General features: G+C 73.0%; 14 protein-coding genes and 1 tRNA gene. 6 read left to right on the top strand and 9 right to left on the bottom strand.

The annotated features are described in order from the left end of the window. Window positions 1–33: 33 nt before the first annotated feature. The 3 genes from AB6L24_RS11915 to AB6L24_RS11905 form a co-directional block, all read right to left on the bottom strand. The gene (locus AB6L24_RS11915; protein ID WP_405654922.1) at window positions 34–906 is read right to left on the bottom strand and encodes an SCO1664 family protein; all 873 of its coding nucleotides are present in this window, start codon (window positions 904–906) and stop codon (window positions 34–36) included. After that, the gene (locus tag AB6L24_RS11910) at window positions 870–1,460 is read right to left on the bottom strand and encodes a DUF3090 domain-containing protein (protein WP_405654919.1); all 591 of its coding nucleotides are present in this window, start codon (window positions 1,458–1,460) and stop codon (window positions 870–872) included. The genes AB6L24_RS11915 and AB6L24_RS11910 overlap by 37 nt, the downstream gene beginning before the upstream one ends. Window positions 1,461–1,527: 67 nt before the next feature. After that, window positions 1,528–2,214 (bottom strand): histidine phosphatase family protein, encoded by a 687-nt coding sequence (locus tag AB6L24_RS11905; RefSeq protein ID WP_087883400.1) that lies wholly within the window; start codon window positions 2,212–2,214, stop codon window positions 1,528–1,530. A 62-nt stretch (window positions 2,215–2,276) separates the two neighbouring features. Between AB6L24_RS11905 and corA the strand changes: the two genes are divergently transcribed. Then, entirely contained in the window at window positions 2,277–3,275 is a 999-nt protein-coding gene (corA, locus tag AB6L24_RS11900) for a magnesium/cobalt transporter CorA (RefSeq protein ID WP_405657136.1), read from the top strand. A gap of 25 nt (window positions 3,276–3,300) precedes the next feature. On the opposite strand, the gene AB6L24_RS11895 is transcribed toward corA, so the two are convergent. After that, window positions 3,301–4,089: a ferritin-like domain-containing protein gene (locus AB6L24_RS11895; protein WP_405654917.1), complete on the bottom strand. Its 789-nt coding sequence runs from the start codon at window positions 4,087–4,089 to the stop codon at window positions 3,301–3,303. Window positions 4,090–4,439: 350 nt separating this feature from the next. Continuing rightward, window positions 4,440–5,495, bottom strand: a complete 1,056-nt coding sequence (locus tag AB6L24_RS11890; protein ID WP_385725241.1) for an LLM class F420-dependent oxidoreductase — start codon at window positions 5,493–5,495, stop codon at window positions 4,440–4,442. 218 nt (window positions 5,496–5,713) lie between these two features. Here AB6L24_RS11890 and AB6L24_RS11885 point away from each other — a divergent pair, with 218 nt between their 5' ends. After that, window positions 5,714–6,703 carry an aldo/keto reductase gene (locus tag AB6L24_RS11885; RefSeq protein WP_380852624.1) on the top strand — a complete coding sequence of 330 codons (990 nt, stop codon included), beginning with the start codon at window positions 5,714–5,716 and terminating at the stop codon, window positions 6,701–6,703. Then, a complete protein-coding gene (locus AB6L24_RS11880) occupies window positions 6,700–9,588 on the top strand; it encodes a helix-hairpin-helix domain-containing protein (protein WP_405654915.1) in 2,889 nt (962 codons plus the stop codon). Before AB6L24_RS11885 ends, AB6L24_RS11880 begins: the two co-directional genes overlap by 4 nt. Window positions 9,589–9,720: 132 nt before the next feature. Here AB6L24_RS11880 and AB6L24_RS11875 read toward each other — a convergent pair whose 3' ends face one another. Next, complete coding sequence (locus tag AB6L24_RS11875; RefSeq protein ID WP_405654912.1) at window positions 9,721–10,569, bottom strand: hypothetical protein; 849 nt, start codon at window positions 10,567–10,569, stop codon at window positions 9,721–9,723. A 47-nt stretch (window positions 10,570–10,616) separates the two neighbouring features. On the opposite strand from AB6L24_RS11875, the gene AB6L24_RS11870 reads away from it, so the two are divergent. Further along, a complete protein-coding gene (locus AB6L24_RS11870) occupies window positions 10,617–10,805 on the top strand; it encodes a DUF5703 family protein (protein WP_030356204.1) in 189 nt (62 codons plus the stop codon). 102 nt (window positions 10,806–10,907) lie between these two features. Here AB6L24_RS11870 and AB6L24_RS11865 read toward each other — a convergent pair whose 3' ends face one another. From AB6L24_RS11865 to AB6L24_RS11855, 3 genes are all read right to left on the bottom strand, one after another. Beyond that, window positions 10,908–11,807, bottom strand: a complete 900-nt coding sequence (locus AB6L24_RS11865; RefSeq protein ID WP_405654910.1) for a chaplin family protein — start codon at window positions 11,805–11,807, stop codon at window positions 10,908–10,910. A gap of 156 nt (window positions 11,808–11,963) precedes the next feature. Then, a complete protein-coding gene (gene chpH, locus AB6L24_RS11860; RefSeq protein WP_030356202.1) occupies window positions 11,964–12,197 on the bottom strand; it encodes a chaplin ChpH in 234 nt (77 codons plus the stop codon). Between the two features lie 250 nt (window positions 12,198–12,447). Beyond that, the gene (locus AB6L24_RS11855; protein WP_405654908.1) at window positions 12,448–13,791 is read right to left on the bottom strand and encodes a M20/M25/M40 family metallo-hydrolase; all 1,344 of its coding nucleotides are present in this window, start codon (window positions 13,789–13,791) and stop codon (window positions 12,448–12,450) included. 178 nt (window positions 13,792–13,969) lie between these two features. Here AB6L24_RS11855 and AB6L24_RS11850 point away from each other — a divergent pair. Then, window positions 13,970–14,057, top strand: a tRNA-Leu gene (locus AB6L24_RS11850). Window positions 14,058–14,176: 119 nt separating this feature from the next. Further along, window positions 14,177–14,680, top strand: a complete 504-nt coding sequence (locus AB6L24_RS11845; RefSeq protein WP_405654905.1) for a hypothetical protein — start codon at window positions 14,177–14,179, stop codon at window positions 14,678–14,680. Window positions 14,681–14,702 lie beyond the last annotated feature (22 nt).

Here is a 14,702-nt window from a genome sequence, read left to right as displayed (position 1 = left end):
ACCTGCCCACGGGGCGGGCAGCCCTCGTGGATCTCACACCGGCGGCCACGGAATGGCCGGCCACTCCCCGGACGGCCCCGGATGCCTCCCCGCGGCAAGCAGCCCGGCGACCCGCTCCCGTACGGCGTCCACCTCCGCGGCGGTCAGCAGCTCCCCCAGCCGCTCGGCGAGGGCCTCCCCCACCGCCAGGCCGTCCCGCAGGGAGCCCAGCGCGTCCACCGCCTCCTCGGGCAGCTTCTCCCCGGCCCACCCCCACAGCAGCGTCCGCAGCTTGTCCTCGACGTTGAACGTGACCCCGTGGTCGATGCCGAAGAGGCGTCCGCCGTCCCCGAGCACCAGGTGCCCACCCTTGCGGTCGGCGTTGTTGATCACGGCGTCGAGCACGGCGAGCCGCCGCAGCCGGGCGTCGTCGGCGTGCACGAGCAGCGCCGTGCGCCCCTCGCCCACCTGGGCGTACCCGACGGCCTTCCAGCCGTCCCCGGGCTCGTCCCCCTCGACGAGGGCGAGCAGCCCGGCCCCATCGGCACCCTCGGCGTCGGCGTCGGCGTCGGCAGCCTCACTGGACTCACCGGAGGCCTCCGCCCCGACCCAGAGCTGGACCATGCCCTCTCCGTAGGGCCCGTCCCGCAGCACGGTGGGCGGCACGAGCCCCCACCCGAGCGCTTCGGAGACCTCGTACGCGGCGACCTCCCGCTGGGCGAGGGTCCCGTCGGGGAAGTCCCACAGGGGCCGCTCCCCGGCGACCGGCTTGTAGACGCAGGCGGCGGTGTGCTCCTCGTACCCGACCGTGCAGTAGAGCACCGCGTTGGAGGCCTCCCGGATCTGCCCGCGCACGGTCAGCTCACCGCGGGTGAGCAGTTCGGTGGGGGTCACGCGTCCCGCCGGTATCCGTTCTGGCGCGGGCATACGTGTCCTTCCGGATCGAGCGGCAGGCTGCACAGCGGGCACGGCGGACGGCCCGCGTTCACGACGTCGAGGGCGCGCTTGGTGAAAGCACGGGCCTGGGCGCCGGTGAGGCGCACCCGGAGCATCGGGGGGCCGTTCTCCTCGTCCTGCAGGAGCCTTTCCTCGGCTTCCGCGAGGTCCTCCTCGGAGTCCGCGTCCAGCTCGACGAGGGCCTGCGCCTCCACGATCATGCGCTCCTCCTCGCCGTCCCAGGCGAGCGCCATCGTGCCGACCCGGAACTCCTCCTCGACGGGCGAGTCGAGCGGCGCGCTGTCGGTGACCTCGGCGGGCGCCACGGCGGGCACCGCCGCGCTGCCGCCGCTGCGCCGCACGACCTCGTCGAGCAGCTCCTCCATGCGCTCGGCGAGCGCGGCCACCTGGGTCTTCTCCAGGGCGACGCTGGTCACACGGACCCCGGCGGAGGCCTGGAGGAAGAAGGTACGCCGACCGGGGAGCCCGACGGTTCCGGCGACGAAGCGTTCCGGCGGGTCATAGAGGAACACCTGACGGGACACGTCCTGTCTCCATTGAAATCGACTGCATGTACTTGGCGCGACCACTGCACCCTACTGCGGGCGACGATCACGGTGCGCCCGCGTCGCCGCCCACCTGTGCGTCGTCGCTCGCGGGTGCCTCGCGCGGCGCGAGCGACCCGAAGTCGCCGGTGTCGCCGAGCCGTACGAGATAGGGCCGCAGCCGGGTGAAGCGGATCGCCGTGACGGAACAGGGCTCCACGGAGATGCGCTGGAACAGGTCCAGGTGCAGCCCGATGGCGTCGGCGACAAGGGACTTGATGATGTCGCCGTGGGAGCACATCAGATAGACGGCGTCGGCACCGTGGTCGCGCTCCACGCGCGCGTTCCACTCCCGCACGGCCTCAGCCGCCCGCGTCTGCATGGCCCGCAGGGACTCGCCGCCGGGGAAGGCCGCCGCGGACGGGTGCTGCTGGACGACCTCCATCAGGGGCTCGTCCGCGAGCTCGGCGAGCTTGCGGCCCGACCAGTCGCCGTAGTGGCACTCGCCGATGCGTTCGTCCGTGTGGACGGGCACCCCGGGGCGGGCGGCGAGCAGCGGCGCGAGGGTCTCCTGGCAGCGCTGCAGCGGGCTGGTGACGATCTCGGCGAGGGGCAGCGCGGCCAGCCGCCCGGGCAGCGCGGCGGCCTGTTCGGCACCGCGCTCGTCGAGGCCGACGCCGGGCGTCCAGCCGGCGAGCAGGCCCGCGGTGTTGGCAGTCGAGCGTCCGTGGCGGACGAGGATCAGCGTGGGCATGCGGGTCAGCCTAAGCGGCCGAGGGGGTGCGGCAGGAGCCGAGCCCCGGAAGAATGCGCAGGGTGATCGTGGACTGCGCCACCTATCGGCACGGGCGCCGCGTCCAGGGCCCGGCGGACTTCTCCGACGCCCTGGACGACGCCCGGGCGGCCGGGGACGCGTTCGTCTGGATCGGCCTGTACGAGCCGACGGAGGACGAGTTCGACCTGGTCGCCAAGGAGTTCTCGCTGCACCCGCTGGCGGTCGAGGACGCCTTGAAGGCCCATCAGCGGCCGAAGCTGGAGGTGTACGACGACTCGGCGTTCGTGGTCCTGAAGCCGGTGGTGTACGAGCCGGAGAGCGACGCCGTGTCGTCCGGCGAGCTCATGATCTTCATGGGCGACTGCTTCGTGGTGACCGTCCGGCACGGCGAGGGCGCACCGCTCGGCGCCGTGCGCCACCAGCTGGAGGCGGAGCACGACGTCCTCGAACACGGTCCGACGGCGGTGCTCTACTCCATCGCGGACGCCGTGGTCGACCACTATCTGGAGGTCGCGAGCGAGCTGCAGACGGACCTGGAGGTCCTGGAGGCGGAGGTCTTCTCGCCGGACGGGGGCGGTTCGCGGAACACCGCGTCCCGCATCTACCGCTTCAAGCGGCAGATCCTGGAGTTCCGGCGCGCCACGGGCCCGCTGGCGATGCCGCTCGCGCGCCTCGCGGGCGTGGGCCCCTTCGGCCGCGCGGTGCCGTTCGTGGACGAATCCGCGCAGCCGTACCTGCGGGACGTCAACGACCACCTGCTGCGCGTGAACGAGTCCGTGGAGGGCCTGGACCGCCTGGTGACGGACATCCTGTCGGCGCATCTGGCGCAGATGAGCGTGCGGCAGAACGACGACATGCGGAAGATCTCCGCGTGGGCGGCGATGGCGGCGGTGCCCACGATGATCGCGGGCATCTACGGCATGAACTTCGACCACATGCCGGAGCTGCGCTGGTGGTGGGCGTACCCGGCGGTGATCCTTCTGATGGTCGCGCTCGAGGTGGGCCTGTTCCGGCTGTTCAAGCGCCGCGGGTGGCTCTAGCGCCCCGTCCGGGAGCCGGGCGTGGTCAGGCGAACTCCGCCGCGGAGGTGGCGGGTCCGCCCAGCGCGTCGCGCCGCTCCGGCATCTTCAGGGACACCATCCGCCGCCAGCCGCCCGCGCGTTCGTACGCGTGCATGGCGTGGATGCCCGCCGCGAGCGTTCTGGACTTGACCGGGGACCAGCGCAGGATGCGGCCCATGTGCTCCATGACGGCGAGGCTGACGTCGCGGTAGACGGCGATCTCGGCGAGGGCGCACTCGCGCAGGGTGCTCTGGATGGTGCGCCCGTGCCCGGCGCGGGCGAAGCGGAGCAGTTCCTCGTGGCAGTACGCCAGGTGGTTGTCCTCGTCGTTCGAGATCATCTTCACGGCCTTGCCGACCTCGGGGTCGTCCCCGAAGTACTTGCGGAGCATGACCATCTGGTCGGCGGCGCGCTGCTCGGTGACGCGGCTGTGCGAGAGGTACGTGACGATGTCCTGCTCGGTGAGCGGCTGGTCGGCGCGGAGCTTCTCGTGCGCGAGGCCGATGCCGCGGCGCTCCAGGAGCATCGTGTAGTCGGTGGCGGCGGGGACGTCGACGGGTTCGAGGCCGCGCTTGCGCAGCAGGGCGTTGAAGATCCGTCCGTGCTTGTCCTCGTCGGCGCCGTGCCGGGTGATCTTGGGTGCGAGATCGCGCCGGCTGTCGGGGACGAGCGCGGCGATGCGCCCGTTCTCCCAGCCGCCCTGGGACTCCCCGCTCGCCGCGATGGAGCAGAACAGCCGGAACGACTCGTCGTTGTCGAGGATCTCCTGGAAGAGACTCCGGGCCGAAAGCATCGCAGGCACCTCCATGCCGTCACTGACCACACAGACTTCCGCAAAGAACGAGTCAAATGCGCAGCGCGCCATCAGGCAACAGGTGTATGCGACAGCTCAGCCAAACGAAGGACACAGGGGGCCGAAAGGGGCGGAGGGACACCTCGGACGAGGCGGTCGGGCAGGCGGTCACACCTCAGCCGGGCAGGCAGCGGACGGACAGCCGGGCAGGCAGCCGGGTACGCGCCCTGATCGCAGGCGACGGAAGGTCTCCGCGGCCGTAACCGGAGGGCTCTTCGCGGCGTTGTGCTCCGTGACGGCCGTGGCGGGGAAGACCCCCGAGCCCCCACCACGGCCGCAGAAATCTCCCGCTACGCGACCCCGGCCCGCTCCAGGGCCTCGGTGCCCGCGCGCAGCGAGGCAAGCCGCTCCTCCACCGTGAAGCCCGCGGGCGCCAGCGTGAGCGTGGTGACACCGGCCTCCGCGTAGGCCCGCATCCGGTCCGCGATCCGGTCCACGGAGCCGAGCAGGGTGGTGGAGTCGATCAGGGAGCGCGGTACGGCGGCGGCCGCGCCCTCCTTGTCGCCGGACAGGTACTTGTCCTGGATCTCGGCGGCCTCCTTCTCGTACCCCATGCGCTGCGCGAGCTGGTTGTAGAAGTTCTGCTTCCGGCTGCCCATGCCACCGACGTACAGCGCCGTGTAGGGCCGGAACATGTCGGCGAGAGCGTCGACGTCCGCGTCCTTGCCGAGTGCGAGCGGCACCGTCGGGACCACGTCGAAGCCCTCCAGAGTCTTGCCCGCCTTCTCGCGCCCGGCCCGCAGATGACGCAGCGCGGTCTCCTCCAGGTGCTCGGCGGCCGGGAAGATCAGCAGCGCGCCGTCGGCGATCTCACCGGTCTGCTCCAGGTTCTTCGGCCCGATCGCGGCGATGTACAGCGGGATGTGCTCGCGCTGCGGGTGCACGGTCAGCTTGATGGGCTTGCCCGGGCCGCCCGGCAGGGGCAGCGTCCAGTGCTCGCCCTCGTAGCTGAGGCGCTCGCGGGTCATGGCCTTGCGTACGATCTCGACGTACTCGCGGGTGCGGGCCAGCGGCTTGTCGAACTTGACGCCGTACCAGCCCTCGGAGACCTGCGGCCCGGAGACGCCGAGCCCGAGCCGGAACCGGCCGCCGGACAGCGAGTCGAGGGTGGCCGCCGTCATCGCGGTCATCGCGGGCTGGCGCGCCGGGATCTGGAAGATCGCCGAGCCGACGTCGATCCGCTCGGTCTGCGCCGCCACCCACGAGAGCACGGTGGCCGCGTCCGAACCGTAGGCCTCGGCCGCCCAGCAGACCGCGTAGCCCAGCTTGTCGGCCTCCTTCGCGACGACGAGGTTGTCCGCGTCCATCCCCGCGCCCCAGTAGCCGAGGTTGATCCCGAGCTGCATGGCCGAATCCCCTTACCCATGAGTAACGTGCCTGTTCGGGGACTGTAGCGCGCGGGCGGGCGATCCGGCAGGGGCGGGCGGCGGTCCCGCCGGGGCCCGGTGCGGGGCGCCGGGCCGGGGCGGGAGCTGGTGCCCGAAGGGGTTCATGAGTTGTCCACAGGCACGGCTTTGTCCACACGCACACCCAGCGCTGAGGCATGGCCAGTAATCTCGCCGCCATGGAGCAGAGGCATCTCGGCCGAACAGGTCTGCGCGTGTCCAGGATCGGGCTCGGCACCCTCACATGGGGGCACTCCGACGAGATCGGGGAGAACGACGCCGCGGACCTGCTGAAGGCCTTCTGGGAGGCGGGCGGCACCCTCGTGGACACGGCCGATGTGTACGGCGACGGGGAGGCCGAGTACCTCCTCGGACGACTCGTCGAACGCCTGGTGCCGCGGCGCGATCTGGTCATCGCGACGAAGGCGGGCAGCGTGCCCGACCCCGACCGCCGCTTCGACGGCTCGCGCGGCCATCTGCTGTCCGCGCTCGACGCCTCCCTGGCGCGCCTCGGCACGGATCATGTGGACCTGTGGCAGATCCACGCCTTCGACAGCGACACGCCCCTGGAAGAGACGCTCCAGGCCCTCGACATCGCGGTCAGCAGCGGCCGCGCGCGCTATGCGGGCATCTCCAACTTCAGCGGCTGGCAGCTCGCCAAGGCCGCCACCTGGCAGCTCGCGGCGGCCGGCACCCGCACCCGCATCGCCAGCACGCAGATGGAGTACTCCCTCCTCCAGCGCGGCGTCGAGCGCGAAGTGCTGCCCGCCGCCCTCGACCTCGGCGTCGGCCTGCTGCCCTCGTCACCGCTCGGCCGGGGCGTCCTCACCGGCAAGTACCGCAACGCGACCCCGGCCGACTCGCGCGGCGCCTCCGAGCAGTTCGCCCCGTTCGTCGCGCCGTATCTGGACGACGCGGCCGGGCGGGTCGTGGACGCCGTCGCGATAGCGGCCGACGGCCTCGCCGTCACGCCCCTGCAGGTGGCGCTCGCCTGGGTGCGCGACCGCCCCGGGGTGACCGCCCCGATCGTCGGCGCGCGCAACGCGCAGCAGCTCACGGCCGCATTGTCAGTGGAGACCCTTAGTCTTCCTGACGAGATCTGCCAGGCGCTCGACGATGTGTCAGCGCCCGTGCACCGCTACCCAGACCAGGACTGGAGCACGCTGTGAGTACGGAGTCCGCTGCCGCGGAGGTCGCCGAACCCGAGGCCGACGCCGAGGAAGCGCCGGAGGCCGGGGGCACGTCGTCCGGCGTGGCCGCGCCGGAGCCGGAGGGGGACGCCGGGGAGGACTCGGCCGCCCCTGACGGCTCGGAGGGATCCGCTTCCGAGGGTGCCGGGGACGGCGCCGGGGCCGGTGGCGGCGAGCCCCGGGACGGCAGCGGGGACGGCGCGGACGCGGGTGTGTCCGAGGCCCAGGCCGAGCTCGCGGCACAGCGGGAGCTGCGGGAGCGGATCGAGCAGCGCAAGGCCGACAAGAAGGGGCCGGTGGCGGCGGGCGCGAAGCTTCAGGGCACGGCGGCCGACCTGCTGGCGGCGGTGCGGGCCGTGGAGAGCGGCGAGAAGCCCGTCGCGCCCGCGTTCCGTGAGCCCGCGCCGGTCGCGCCGCAGCGGCCCGCCCCCGAACCCGTGCGGCGGCCGGTCGCCGAGGCCCCGGCCGGGGCGGGTGACCCGGCGCCGGAGACGGTCGACGCGGTGGCGGCGGTGCTGGCCGAGGGCGGCGCGCCCGCGGCGCTCGCGGCCCGGGCGGCGGCCGTGCTCGGCGAGGGCGCGGACGACGTGCTGCGTGCCGACCCGTGGCAGTTGCTGCGGGTCGCCGGGGTGCGGCCCGAGCAGGCCGACGGGTTCGCGCGGGCGCTGCTCGGCCCGGACTGCGGTCCCGGGGACGAGCGCAGGGGCTGTGCGCTGACGGTGTGGCTCCTCGAACAGGCCGCGCTCGCCGGGCACACGGCTCTCGATTCCTCGGCGCTCACCGCCGCGCTCGGACAGCGCGGAGTCCCCGATCCGGACGAGGCGGTGCAGTCCGCGCTCGCGGAGGGCGACGTCCTGCTCTTCCAGGACCCGCTGGACGAGACCCCCGGGGCCGCCCCGGCGCGGCCCGCCCCGACCGGCGACGCCCCCGACGACCCCGACGACGCCGAAGCCGAGGTCCCGGTGCGCGTGCTGCTCGGCCTCGAGCGGTACGCCCTCGCGGAGGAGAGCCTGGCCGACGGCCTCGCCCGGGTCATGAACTCGCTGCCGAAGGAGGAGGGTTCGGGCCCGGTGGGCGGCGGTTCGCGTCCGGACGGCGCCGACTCGGCTCCGGAGGACGACGGCTCCGCTCCCGACAGCTCCGCTCCCGACGGCTCGGGGCACGGCCGTGGCGGCTCGGGTCCCTCGGCCGCCGATTGGGAGTCCGCGGCGGCCGCCGCCACGGGTTCCGCCGCCGACCTGATCCGCGCCGTGGCCGCGCACGGCCTCGTGCTCCACACGGGCGGCGAGGCGGCCCGTGCCGAGCCCGCCGCGCTGGTGGCGGCGGCCCGCGCGCTGGGCCTGCGGGTGTACGCGGCGACGCACAGCGCGGAGGGACAGCGGAGGCTGGCCGAGGGCCTGGGCTCGGGTGCCGCCGGAGCTGGGGCCCGCGGCGGTGCCGACGGATCCGGGCCGCGCACGGCCGCTGTGGGCGCCTCGGGGGCCGGTCCCGCCGGCTCCTCGGGGGGTCAGGTGGACGGGCCCGCCGGTGGAGAGGCCGACGGCGTGCCTCCGGCGAGGCGCACGGGCGAAGGGTCGACCGGTGCGGTGACCGGGCCCGAGGGTGCGGGTGCCGTCCGGGACGGTGACGCGCGTGCGGAGGCTTCCGGGGGCGGCGGGGCGGCCGGCTCTGCGGAAGGGGCGGGTGCGGCGGACGCGGGCGGTGCCGTCGGCGCGGGCGGTACGGCCGGTGGCGCTGGCACGGCTGACGCGGGCGGTACGACGGACGCGGGCGGTACGACTGGCGGAGTCGGTTCGGCCGGTGGCGCCAGTGCTGCCGATGCTGCCATCGCGTCAGGCGCCTCCCACACCCCCGGTGCCGCCGGTTCCTCCCCCGCACCCAGTGCGACCGGTGCTCCCGACGAGGCCTCCCCCGCCGTGACCGTGGCGGGCCTCCTCTCCGGGCGGCAGGGGCCGGGTCGTGACGCGGACGGCGCGCTGGCCCTGGATCTGCTCGTGGTCCTGGACGCACCGCAGCTGGACGTGGAGACGGCCGCGATGCTCGTGGAGTCGCTTCCGGACGGCGCCCGGCTCGTGCTCAGCGGCGACCCGGGTGTGCTGTGGTCCGCGGGCCCCGGCCGGGTGTTCGCGGACCTGTTGGCGGCCCGCTGCTGCCCGCAGGTCGTCTCGCGCACGCCGGACCCGGGCCCCATCGGCGAGCTGGTCTCCGGCATCGGCGTCGGCGAGCTGGCCCAGGTCGAGGCGCCCGGCAAGGAGGTCGTGATCGTCCCGGTGCGGGACGCGTCCGACGCGATCCACCGCACGGTGCAGCTGGTCGCGGACTCGGTGCCGCGCGCCATCGGCGTACCGGCCGGACAGACGCAGGTGATCACCCCGGGCCACGGCGGCGCGGCGGGGACGCGCGCGCTGAACGCGGCGCTGAAGGAGCGGCTGAACCCGGGCCCCGGCAGGTTCGGCGGCTTCGACCCCGGCGACCGGGTCGCCTACGCCCCGGTGCCGGGCCGCACGGCGCTCGGCCGGGTGGTCGGCGCCGACGCGCAGGGCCTGCGCCTGGAGTGCGAGGGCACCCCCGTCGCCGTACCGAAGGAGCGGGTGGAGCAGTCCGTGCGGCACGCCTGGGCGCTCACCGCGCACCAGGCCACGGGCCGCCGCTGGCCCGCGGCCGTGGTGGTCCTGCCGGGCGACGCGGCGGGCGCCCTGACCCGGCCGTGGGTCTACACGGCCTTCAGCCGCGCCGAGCGCCATCTCTCGGTCGTCCAGGGCGTCGCCCAGGCCCTGCCCCAGGCAGTGGCCGAGCGCCCCGCCAAGGAACGCGCGACCCGCCTGCGCACGCTGCTGCGCCCGCAGGCCCCGGCGGCGGGCTAGCCCCTGCGTGGAGTGCGGCCCCGCCCCCCCCGTTGGACAGGGGGCCGGGGCCGCACTCACCCGGCCAAGGGCCCCGGAGCCAGGCGAACCCACCCCCGGACAGCCCTCCCGACACCCTGCCGACGCCCCCTCCTAGGCGCCGCCCACGCCCTTCCCCCGCTCGACGACCTCCACGTCGTCCACGTCATCCGCCACATCGACCTCGTCCACCTCATCGCCCTCGTCCGGATCAAAGTCAAGATCCGTATCGAGGTCCGTGTCGAGGTCGGCGTCCAGGTCGCCGTCGATGCCGGTGTGCGCGTCCCTGCCCCGGCGGGCGCCGCCCACACGGCTCGCCGCGGCGTCCAAGTCGTCGTCGAGGTCGTCGTCCGTCTCGTCGTCGAAGACCGCGCTGACGTCGAAGCGGCAGACCACCCGCGGGGAGTCGGGCTGGTCGAACGGGGACTCCAGCCACTCGCCGGGCTCCGCGGGCTCGTCCGCCGCGGTGACCCACAGCGTCGAGTCGCCCTCCTCCAGGCCGAACTCCTTGTGCCGGGAGGCGATCTCGTCCGGCTCGAACTCGCCGAAGAGCAGGCCGAGCGCGCCCGGCACGGTGCCCGCGAGCCGGTCGGACTCCGAGGTGGCGTCGTCGTCCGCGGCCTCGACCCGCGCGGCCTGGGCGAGGAGTCGCTGCGGCTCCGCGACGGCGTAGTCGCGCCGGATCAGCACGCTCAGGGCGTTCGGCTCCGCGGGTCCCTGGTACGGCGGCAGGGTGTCCTCCGCGCCGGGGATCTCGAAGGGGGTGACCTCGTCGTAACGGTCGTAGAGCAGCTCGTCGTACGCCTCGGCCGCGGCGGCCAGCTCGTTGAACGCTTCATAGACGTCGGGATCGTCCTCGCCCGACCTGCGTTCGACCGCCGCAAGGTGGCGGTCGAGCGCGGTCTTGACCGCCTCGGCGGCGGCGCGTACCTCGGCAGCGGTGGGCTGCGCAGCATCAGACATAGTGCAGACGCTATCCGTACCGGGCCTGTGCCCGCACAATAGATGCGATGCCGGAATACGAATTTGTCGACGTGTACGTTCCGCGCGGGGTCTCCCGCAAAGAAGCCACGCGTCTGCTGACCGACCACGCAGAGTACGGACACTGGGAGTTGGACCGCCTCAGCCTGCACGCCGACGGCAGTCGGCGGGTGCGGCTCAGACGGCGCATCATCCGCCAGCTGAGGGCCACTTGGTGAGCCGGGTACGGCCACCCGGTGCCCGGCGGACGGTGCGAAAACGGAGCGGGCCCCGCGATCGCGGGGCCCGCTCCGTTTTCACCTGATGTCACCTGCCGTCGTTCAGGCGCGCGTCCTGCGGTACAGGACGGTGCCCGCGAGCAGCATGCCCGCGCCGACCGGCAGGGCGACGCCGACCGGCAGCGAGCTGCCCGTCTGCGCGAGCTGGTCCTTGCCCTTGGGCGGCGTGATCATGTGCGCCTCGGGGACGTTCGGACCGGTCGCCGGGCCCTTCGGCTCGGTGTGCTGCGCGGGCGAGACGGGCTGGCCCGGCTTGCCGGGCTGCTGGGGCTTGCCCGACTGCTCGGGCTTGCCGGGGTTGCCGGGCTCCTGCGGCTTGCCCGGCTGTTCCGGCTTGCCGGGCTGCTCGGGCTGGCCCGGGTGCTGGGGCTTGCCCGGGTGCTGGGGCTTGCCCGGGTGCTGGGGCTTGCCCGGGTGCTGGGGCTTGCCCGGGTGCTGGGGCTTCGTGGGCGGCTTCCCGCCGGTGTGGCTGTCGGACTCGTTGCCGCACTCGTTGCCCACGGCCGCGTTGCCCGCGCCGCCGACGTTGACGCTGTTCCCGCAGACGTTGACCGGGACGTCGACCGGCAGCTGCACGCTGTTGCCCGAGCCCACCCCCGGCGAGTCGTGGGCACCGCCGTCGGCCGTGGCGCCGCCGCCCGAGGGCTTGCCGCCGTGGTCGTCGTCGCCGTAGCCGCCACCGCCGCCGCGCGGGGCGTCGGAGGTGTTGGCGCACTTGTTGCCCGCCGCCGGGTTCAGGCCCCCGATGACGTTCACGGTGTTGCCGCAGACATTGACCGGTACGTCCACGGGAAGCTGAACGGAATTGCCCGACAGCACGCCGGGAGAATTCGAACTGCCGCCCTGGGCGTGGGAGTCGGCCTGTGCATGACCACCAGAGACAGCGAGTACGCCAGTGGCGGCCGCCACGGTGATCAGGCCTTTGCGCGTGACCTGTCGCATAGCTTGTTCCTGCCTTGCCTTCCGGAAATGCGCACGGGCCCAGTGCACCGTGCGCCCAATGCCCGTCGGCCCCGGAGTGCGTGTCACGCACTCCGGGGCCGACGGACGTCAGACCCTCATGGGGTGAGACCCCTCACGGGGTGAGGCACAGCGGCGTCACTTGTTGACGCAGTAGTTCCCGAAGGCGGGGTTCAGCACGCCGATCACGGAGATCGTGTTGCCGCACGCGTTCACCGGCACGTGCACGGGAACCTGGATGACGTTGCCCGACACGACGCCCGGGGACTTCACGGCGGCACCCTGCGCGCCGGAGTCGGCAGCGGCGACGCCCGCACCCGCGAGCACCAGACCACCGGTGGCCACCGCAGCGGCAACGACCTTCTTGATCATTATTCCTCCTAGTTGGCAAATGCGATCCCAGCCGCGGACCGCACCACCTGTAACGAAGGAGGAAGTTGAGGGCTACGAGGGCAAGGCTGCTTTCACTCTTTTCGGTCAATTGCGCACGCGCTGCCGATTATTGGAGTTTCGTTTCGGCACGCGCCCGCGCAGAGAGAAGGACCTACATGTACCTAAATACGCACCGGCACGCGCGCCGACACGCACACCGGTCGCGCCCGGAACTCAAGAACTTCGGAACTCAGGAGGCGTCGATGAACCGGTCGAGCACCCGCACCCCGAACTTCAGGCCGTCCACCGGCACCCGCTCGTCCACGCCGTGGAACATGCCCGCGAAGTCCAGCTCCGGCGGCAGCTTGAGCGGCGCGAAGCCGAAGCCGCGGATGCCGAGGTCGTCGAAGGACTTGGCGTCCGTGCCGGCCGAGAGCATGTAGGGCACGGCCCGCGCGATCGGGTCCTCGGCCTGCAGCGCCATCTGCATGGCGTCGACGAGCGCGCCGTCGAAGGTGGTCTCCAGGGCCTTGTCCGCGTGCACGTCCTCACGCTTGACGTTCGGGCCGAGGATGCGGTCGAGGTCGGCCAGGAACTCCTCCTCGTACCCCGGCAGGAAACGGCCGTCGACGTGCGCGGTGGCCTGTCCGGGGATCACGTTCACCTTGTACCCGGCGCCGAGCTGGGTCGGGTTGGCGGTGTTCTGGAGCGAGGCGCCGATCAGCTTGGCGATGCCGCCGAGCTTGGCCAGCGTGTCGTCCATGTTCTCCGGGTCGAGCTCGGTGCCGAGGGCGTCGCCCAGCTCGTCGAGGAAGTGCCGCAGGGTCTTGGTGACCCGCACCGGGAACTTGTGCCGCCCGAGCCGGCCCACGGCCTCGGACAGCTCGGTGATGGCGTTGTCCTTGTGGATCATGGACCCGTGTCCGGCGCTGCCGTCGACGGTCAGCTTCATCCAGTGCATGCCCTTCTGCGCCGTCTCGACGAGATACAGCCGGAGCTTCTCGTTGACGGTGAAGGAGAACCCGCCGACCTCGCTGATCGCCTCGGTCACGCCCTCGAAGAGGTCCGGGTGGTGGTCGACGAGGTACCGCGCCCCGTACGTGCCGCCGGCCTCCTCGTCCGCGAGGAAGGCGAGCACGATGTCCCGCGGCGGCTTGCGGCCGCTGCGCAGCCGGTCGCGTACGACCGCGAGGGTCATCGCGTCCATGTCCTTCATGTCGACGGCGCCCCGGCCCCACAGGCAGCCGTCGGCGATCTCGCCGGAGAAGGGGTGGTGGGTCCAGTCCTGGGCATTGGCGGGTACGACGTCCGTGTGACCGTGGATGAGCAGCGCGGGCCGCGACGGGTCCTCGCCCTCGATCCGCGCCACGGTGGAGGCGCGTCCCGGGTGCGACTCGAAGATCCGCGGTTCGAGCCCCACCTCCGCGAGCTTCTCCGCGACGTACTCGGCCGCCTTGCGCTCCCCCGGGCCGGAGTGATCGCCGTAGTTGCTGGTGTCCATCCGGATCAGGTCCCGGCACAGGTCGACGACCTCGTCCTCGCCGGAAACGGCCCGTGCCCCGTCCGCCCTGCCGTCCGTGGTCGGCTCGCTCACGCTGTTCCTCCCGCTGTCGCACTCTGGGTCCCTCCCATCCTCCCGCGCCGACCGCCCAGGCCCAAGGGCGGGCGCCCCTCGTCATACGCCGTTCACCCCCGGGACCTGCGTGATCAGGAGCCCCTGAATGTTTGCTATGGTTTTCCACGTCGCCGCGGGAAACCGCGACAGACCACCGGTCCGGGTGGCGGAATGGCAGACGCGCTAGCTTGAGGTGCTAGTGCCCTTTATCGGGCGTGGGGGTTCAAGTCCCCCCTCGGACACCAGCAAGAACAGCCCCTCCTCAGGGGCTTTCTTCATGTCCGGCCCCGTCCCGGACCGTGGCACTCCGACCACGTGACCAACCGGCGTCACGGCCGCCTGCACTGTCCTCACCGCCGCGCCCGTGGCCGCGGACCCGCACGGGACCAAGGAGGCGGACTCAGGCTTCGCCGCCCAGGCGCTCCGGGCGGGCCTCGGCCCGCAGGAGGCCGAGGCGCTTCAGCGCAAGGTCGACGGCTATCTCGCCAAGGTGCCCGACAGCCGCCAGACGGGTCCCAACACCGTCGCGTTCCCCGGAGGCCACGTCACCGTGGGCGTCCCGGGTGAGAAGCACCCCCGGGACCTGCGCGACCCGCTCCGGTCCTTCGCCGACTGCGGGACCGCGCTCTGCGGCTGGGAGAACTCGGATCGCACCTCGGTCTACGTCTGGGAGGGCTGCTGGAAGCACGACGTCCGCCACCTGAGCGGTCCGGGAGTCTGGTGGAACGCCCAGCGCGGGCAGATGCGGGCCCATATGTACGGAGCCCAGGGGAACCGCATCTACACCACGCCCAACGCCTACTCCGAGGACCTGACCGCGAACTGGTCCCCCGTGTACTGGCTCAAGCCGTGTGTGCCGCCCAGGTGAGGGGCGGGGCCCAGGAGCGAGG

The organism is Streptomyces sp. RK9, from assembly GCF_045070545.1.
Taxonomy (GTDB): Bacteria; Actinomycetota; Actinomycetes; order Streptomycetales; family Streptomycetaceae; genus Streptomyces; species Streptomyces alboflavus.
The sequence above is the reverse complement of the archived record's forward strand: the minus strand, read 5'-3'. Positions and strand labels throughout refer to the sequence as shown.

Bases quoted from the DNA above. Each gene is read 5' to 3' on its own strand.
- AB6L24_RS11915 (WP_405654922.1), bottom strand. From the start codon at position 906: ATGCCCGCGCCAGAACGGATACCGGCGGGACGCGTGACCCCCACCGAA.
- AB6L24_RS11905 (WP_087883400.1), bottom strand. From the start codon at position 2,214: ATGCCCACGCTGATCCTCGTCCGCCACGGACGCTCGACTGCCAACACC.
- AB6L24_RS11895 (WP_405654917.1), bottom strand. From the start codon at position 4,089: ATGCTTTCGGCCCGGAGTCTCTTCCAGGAGATCCTCGACAACGACGAG.
- AB6L24_RS11890 (WP_385725241.1), bottom strand. From the start codon at position 5,495: ATGCAGCTCGGGATCAACCTCGGCTACTGGGGCGCGGGGATGGACGCG.
- AB6L24_RS11885 (WP_380852624.1), top strand. From the start codon at position 5,714: ATGGAGCAGAGGCATCTCGGCCGAACAGGTCTGCGCGTGTCCAGGATC.
- AB6L24_RS11875 (WP_405654912.1), bottom strand. From the start codon at position 10,569: ATGTCTGATGCTGCGCAGCCCACCGCTGCCGAGGTACGCGCCGCCGCC.
- AB6L24_RS11870 (WP_030356204.1), top strand. From the start codon at position 10,617: ATGCCGGAATACGAATTTGTCGACGTGTACGTTCCGCGCGGGGTCTCC.
- AB6L24_RS11865 (WP_405654910.1), bottom strand. From the start codon at position 11,807: ATGCGACAGGTCACGCGCAAAGGCCTGATCACCGTGGCGGCCGCCACT.
- chpH (WP_030356202.1), bottom strand. From the start codon at position 12,197: ATGATCAAGAAGGTCGTTGCCGCTGCGGTGGCCACCGGTGGTCTGGTG.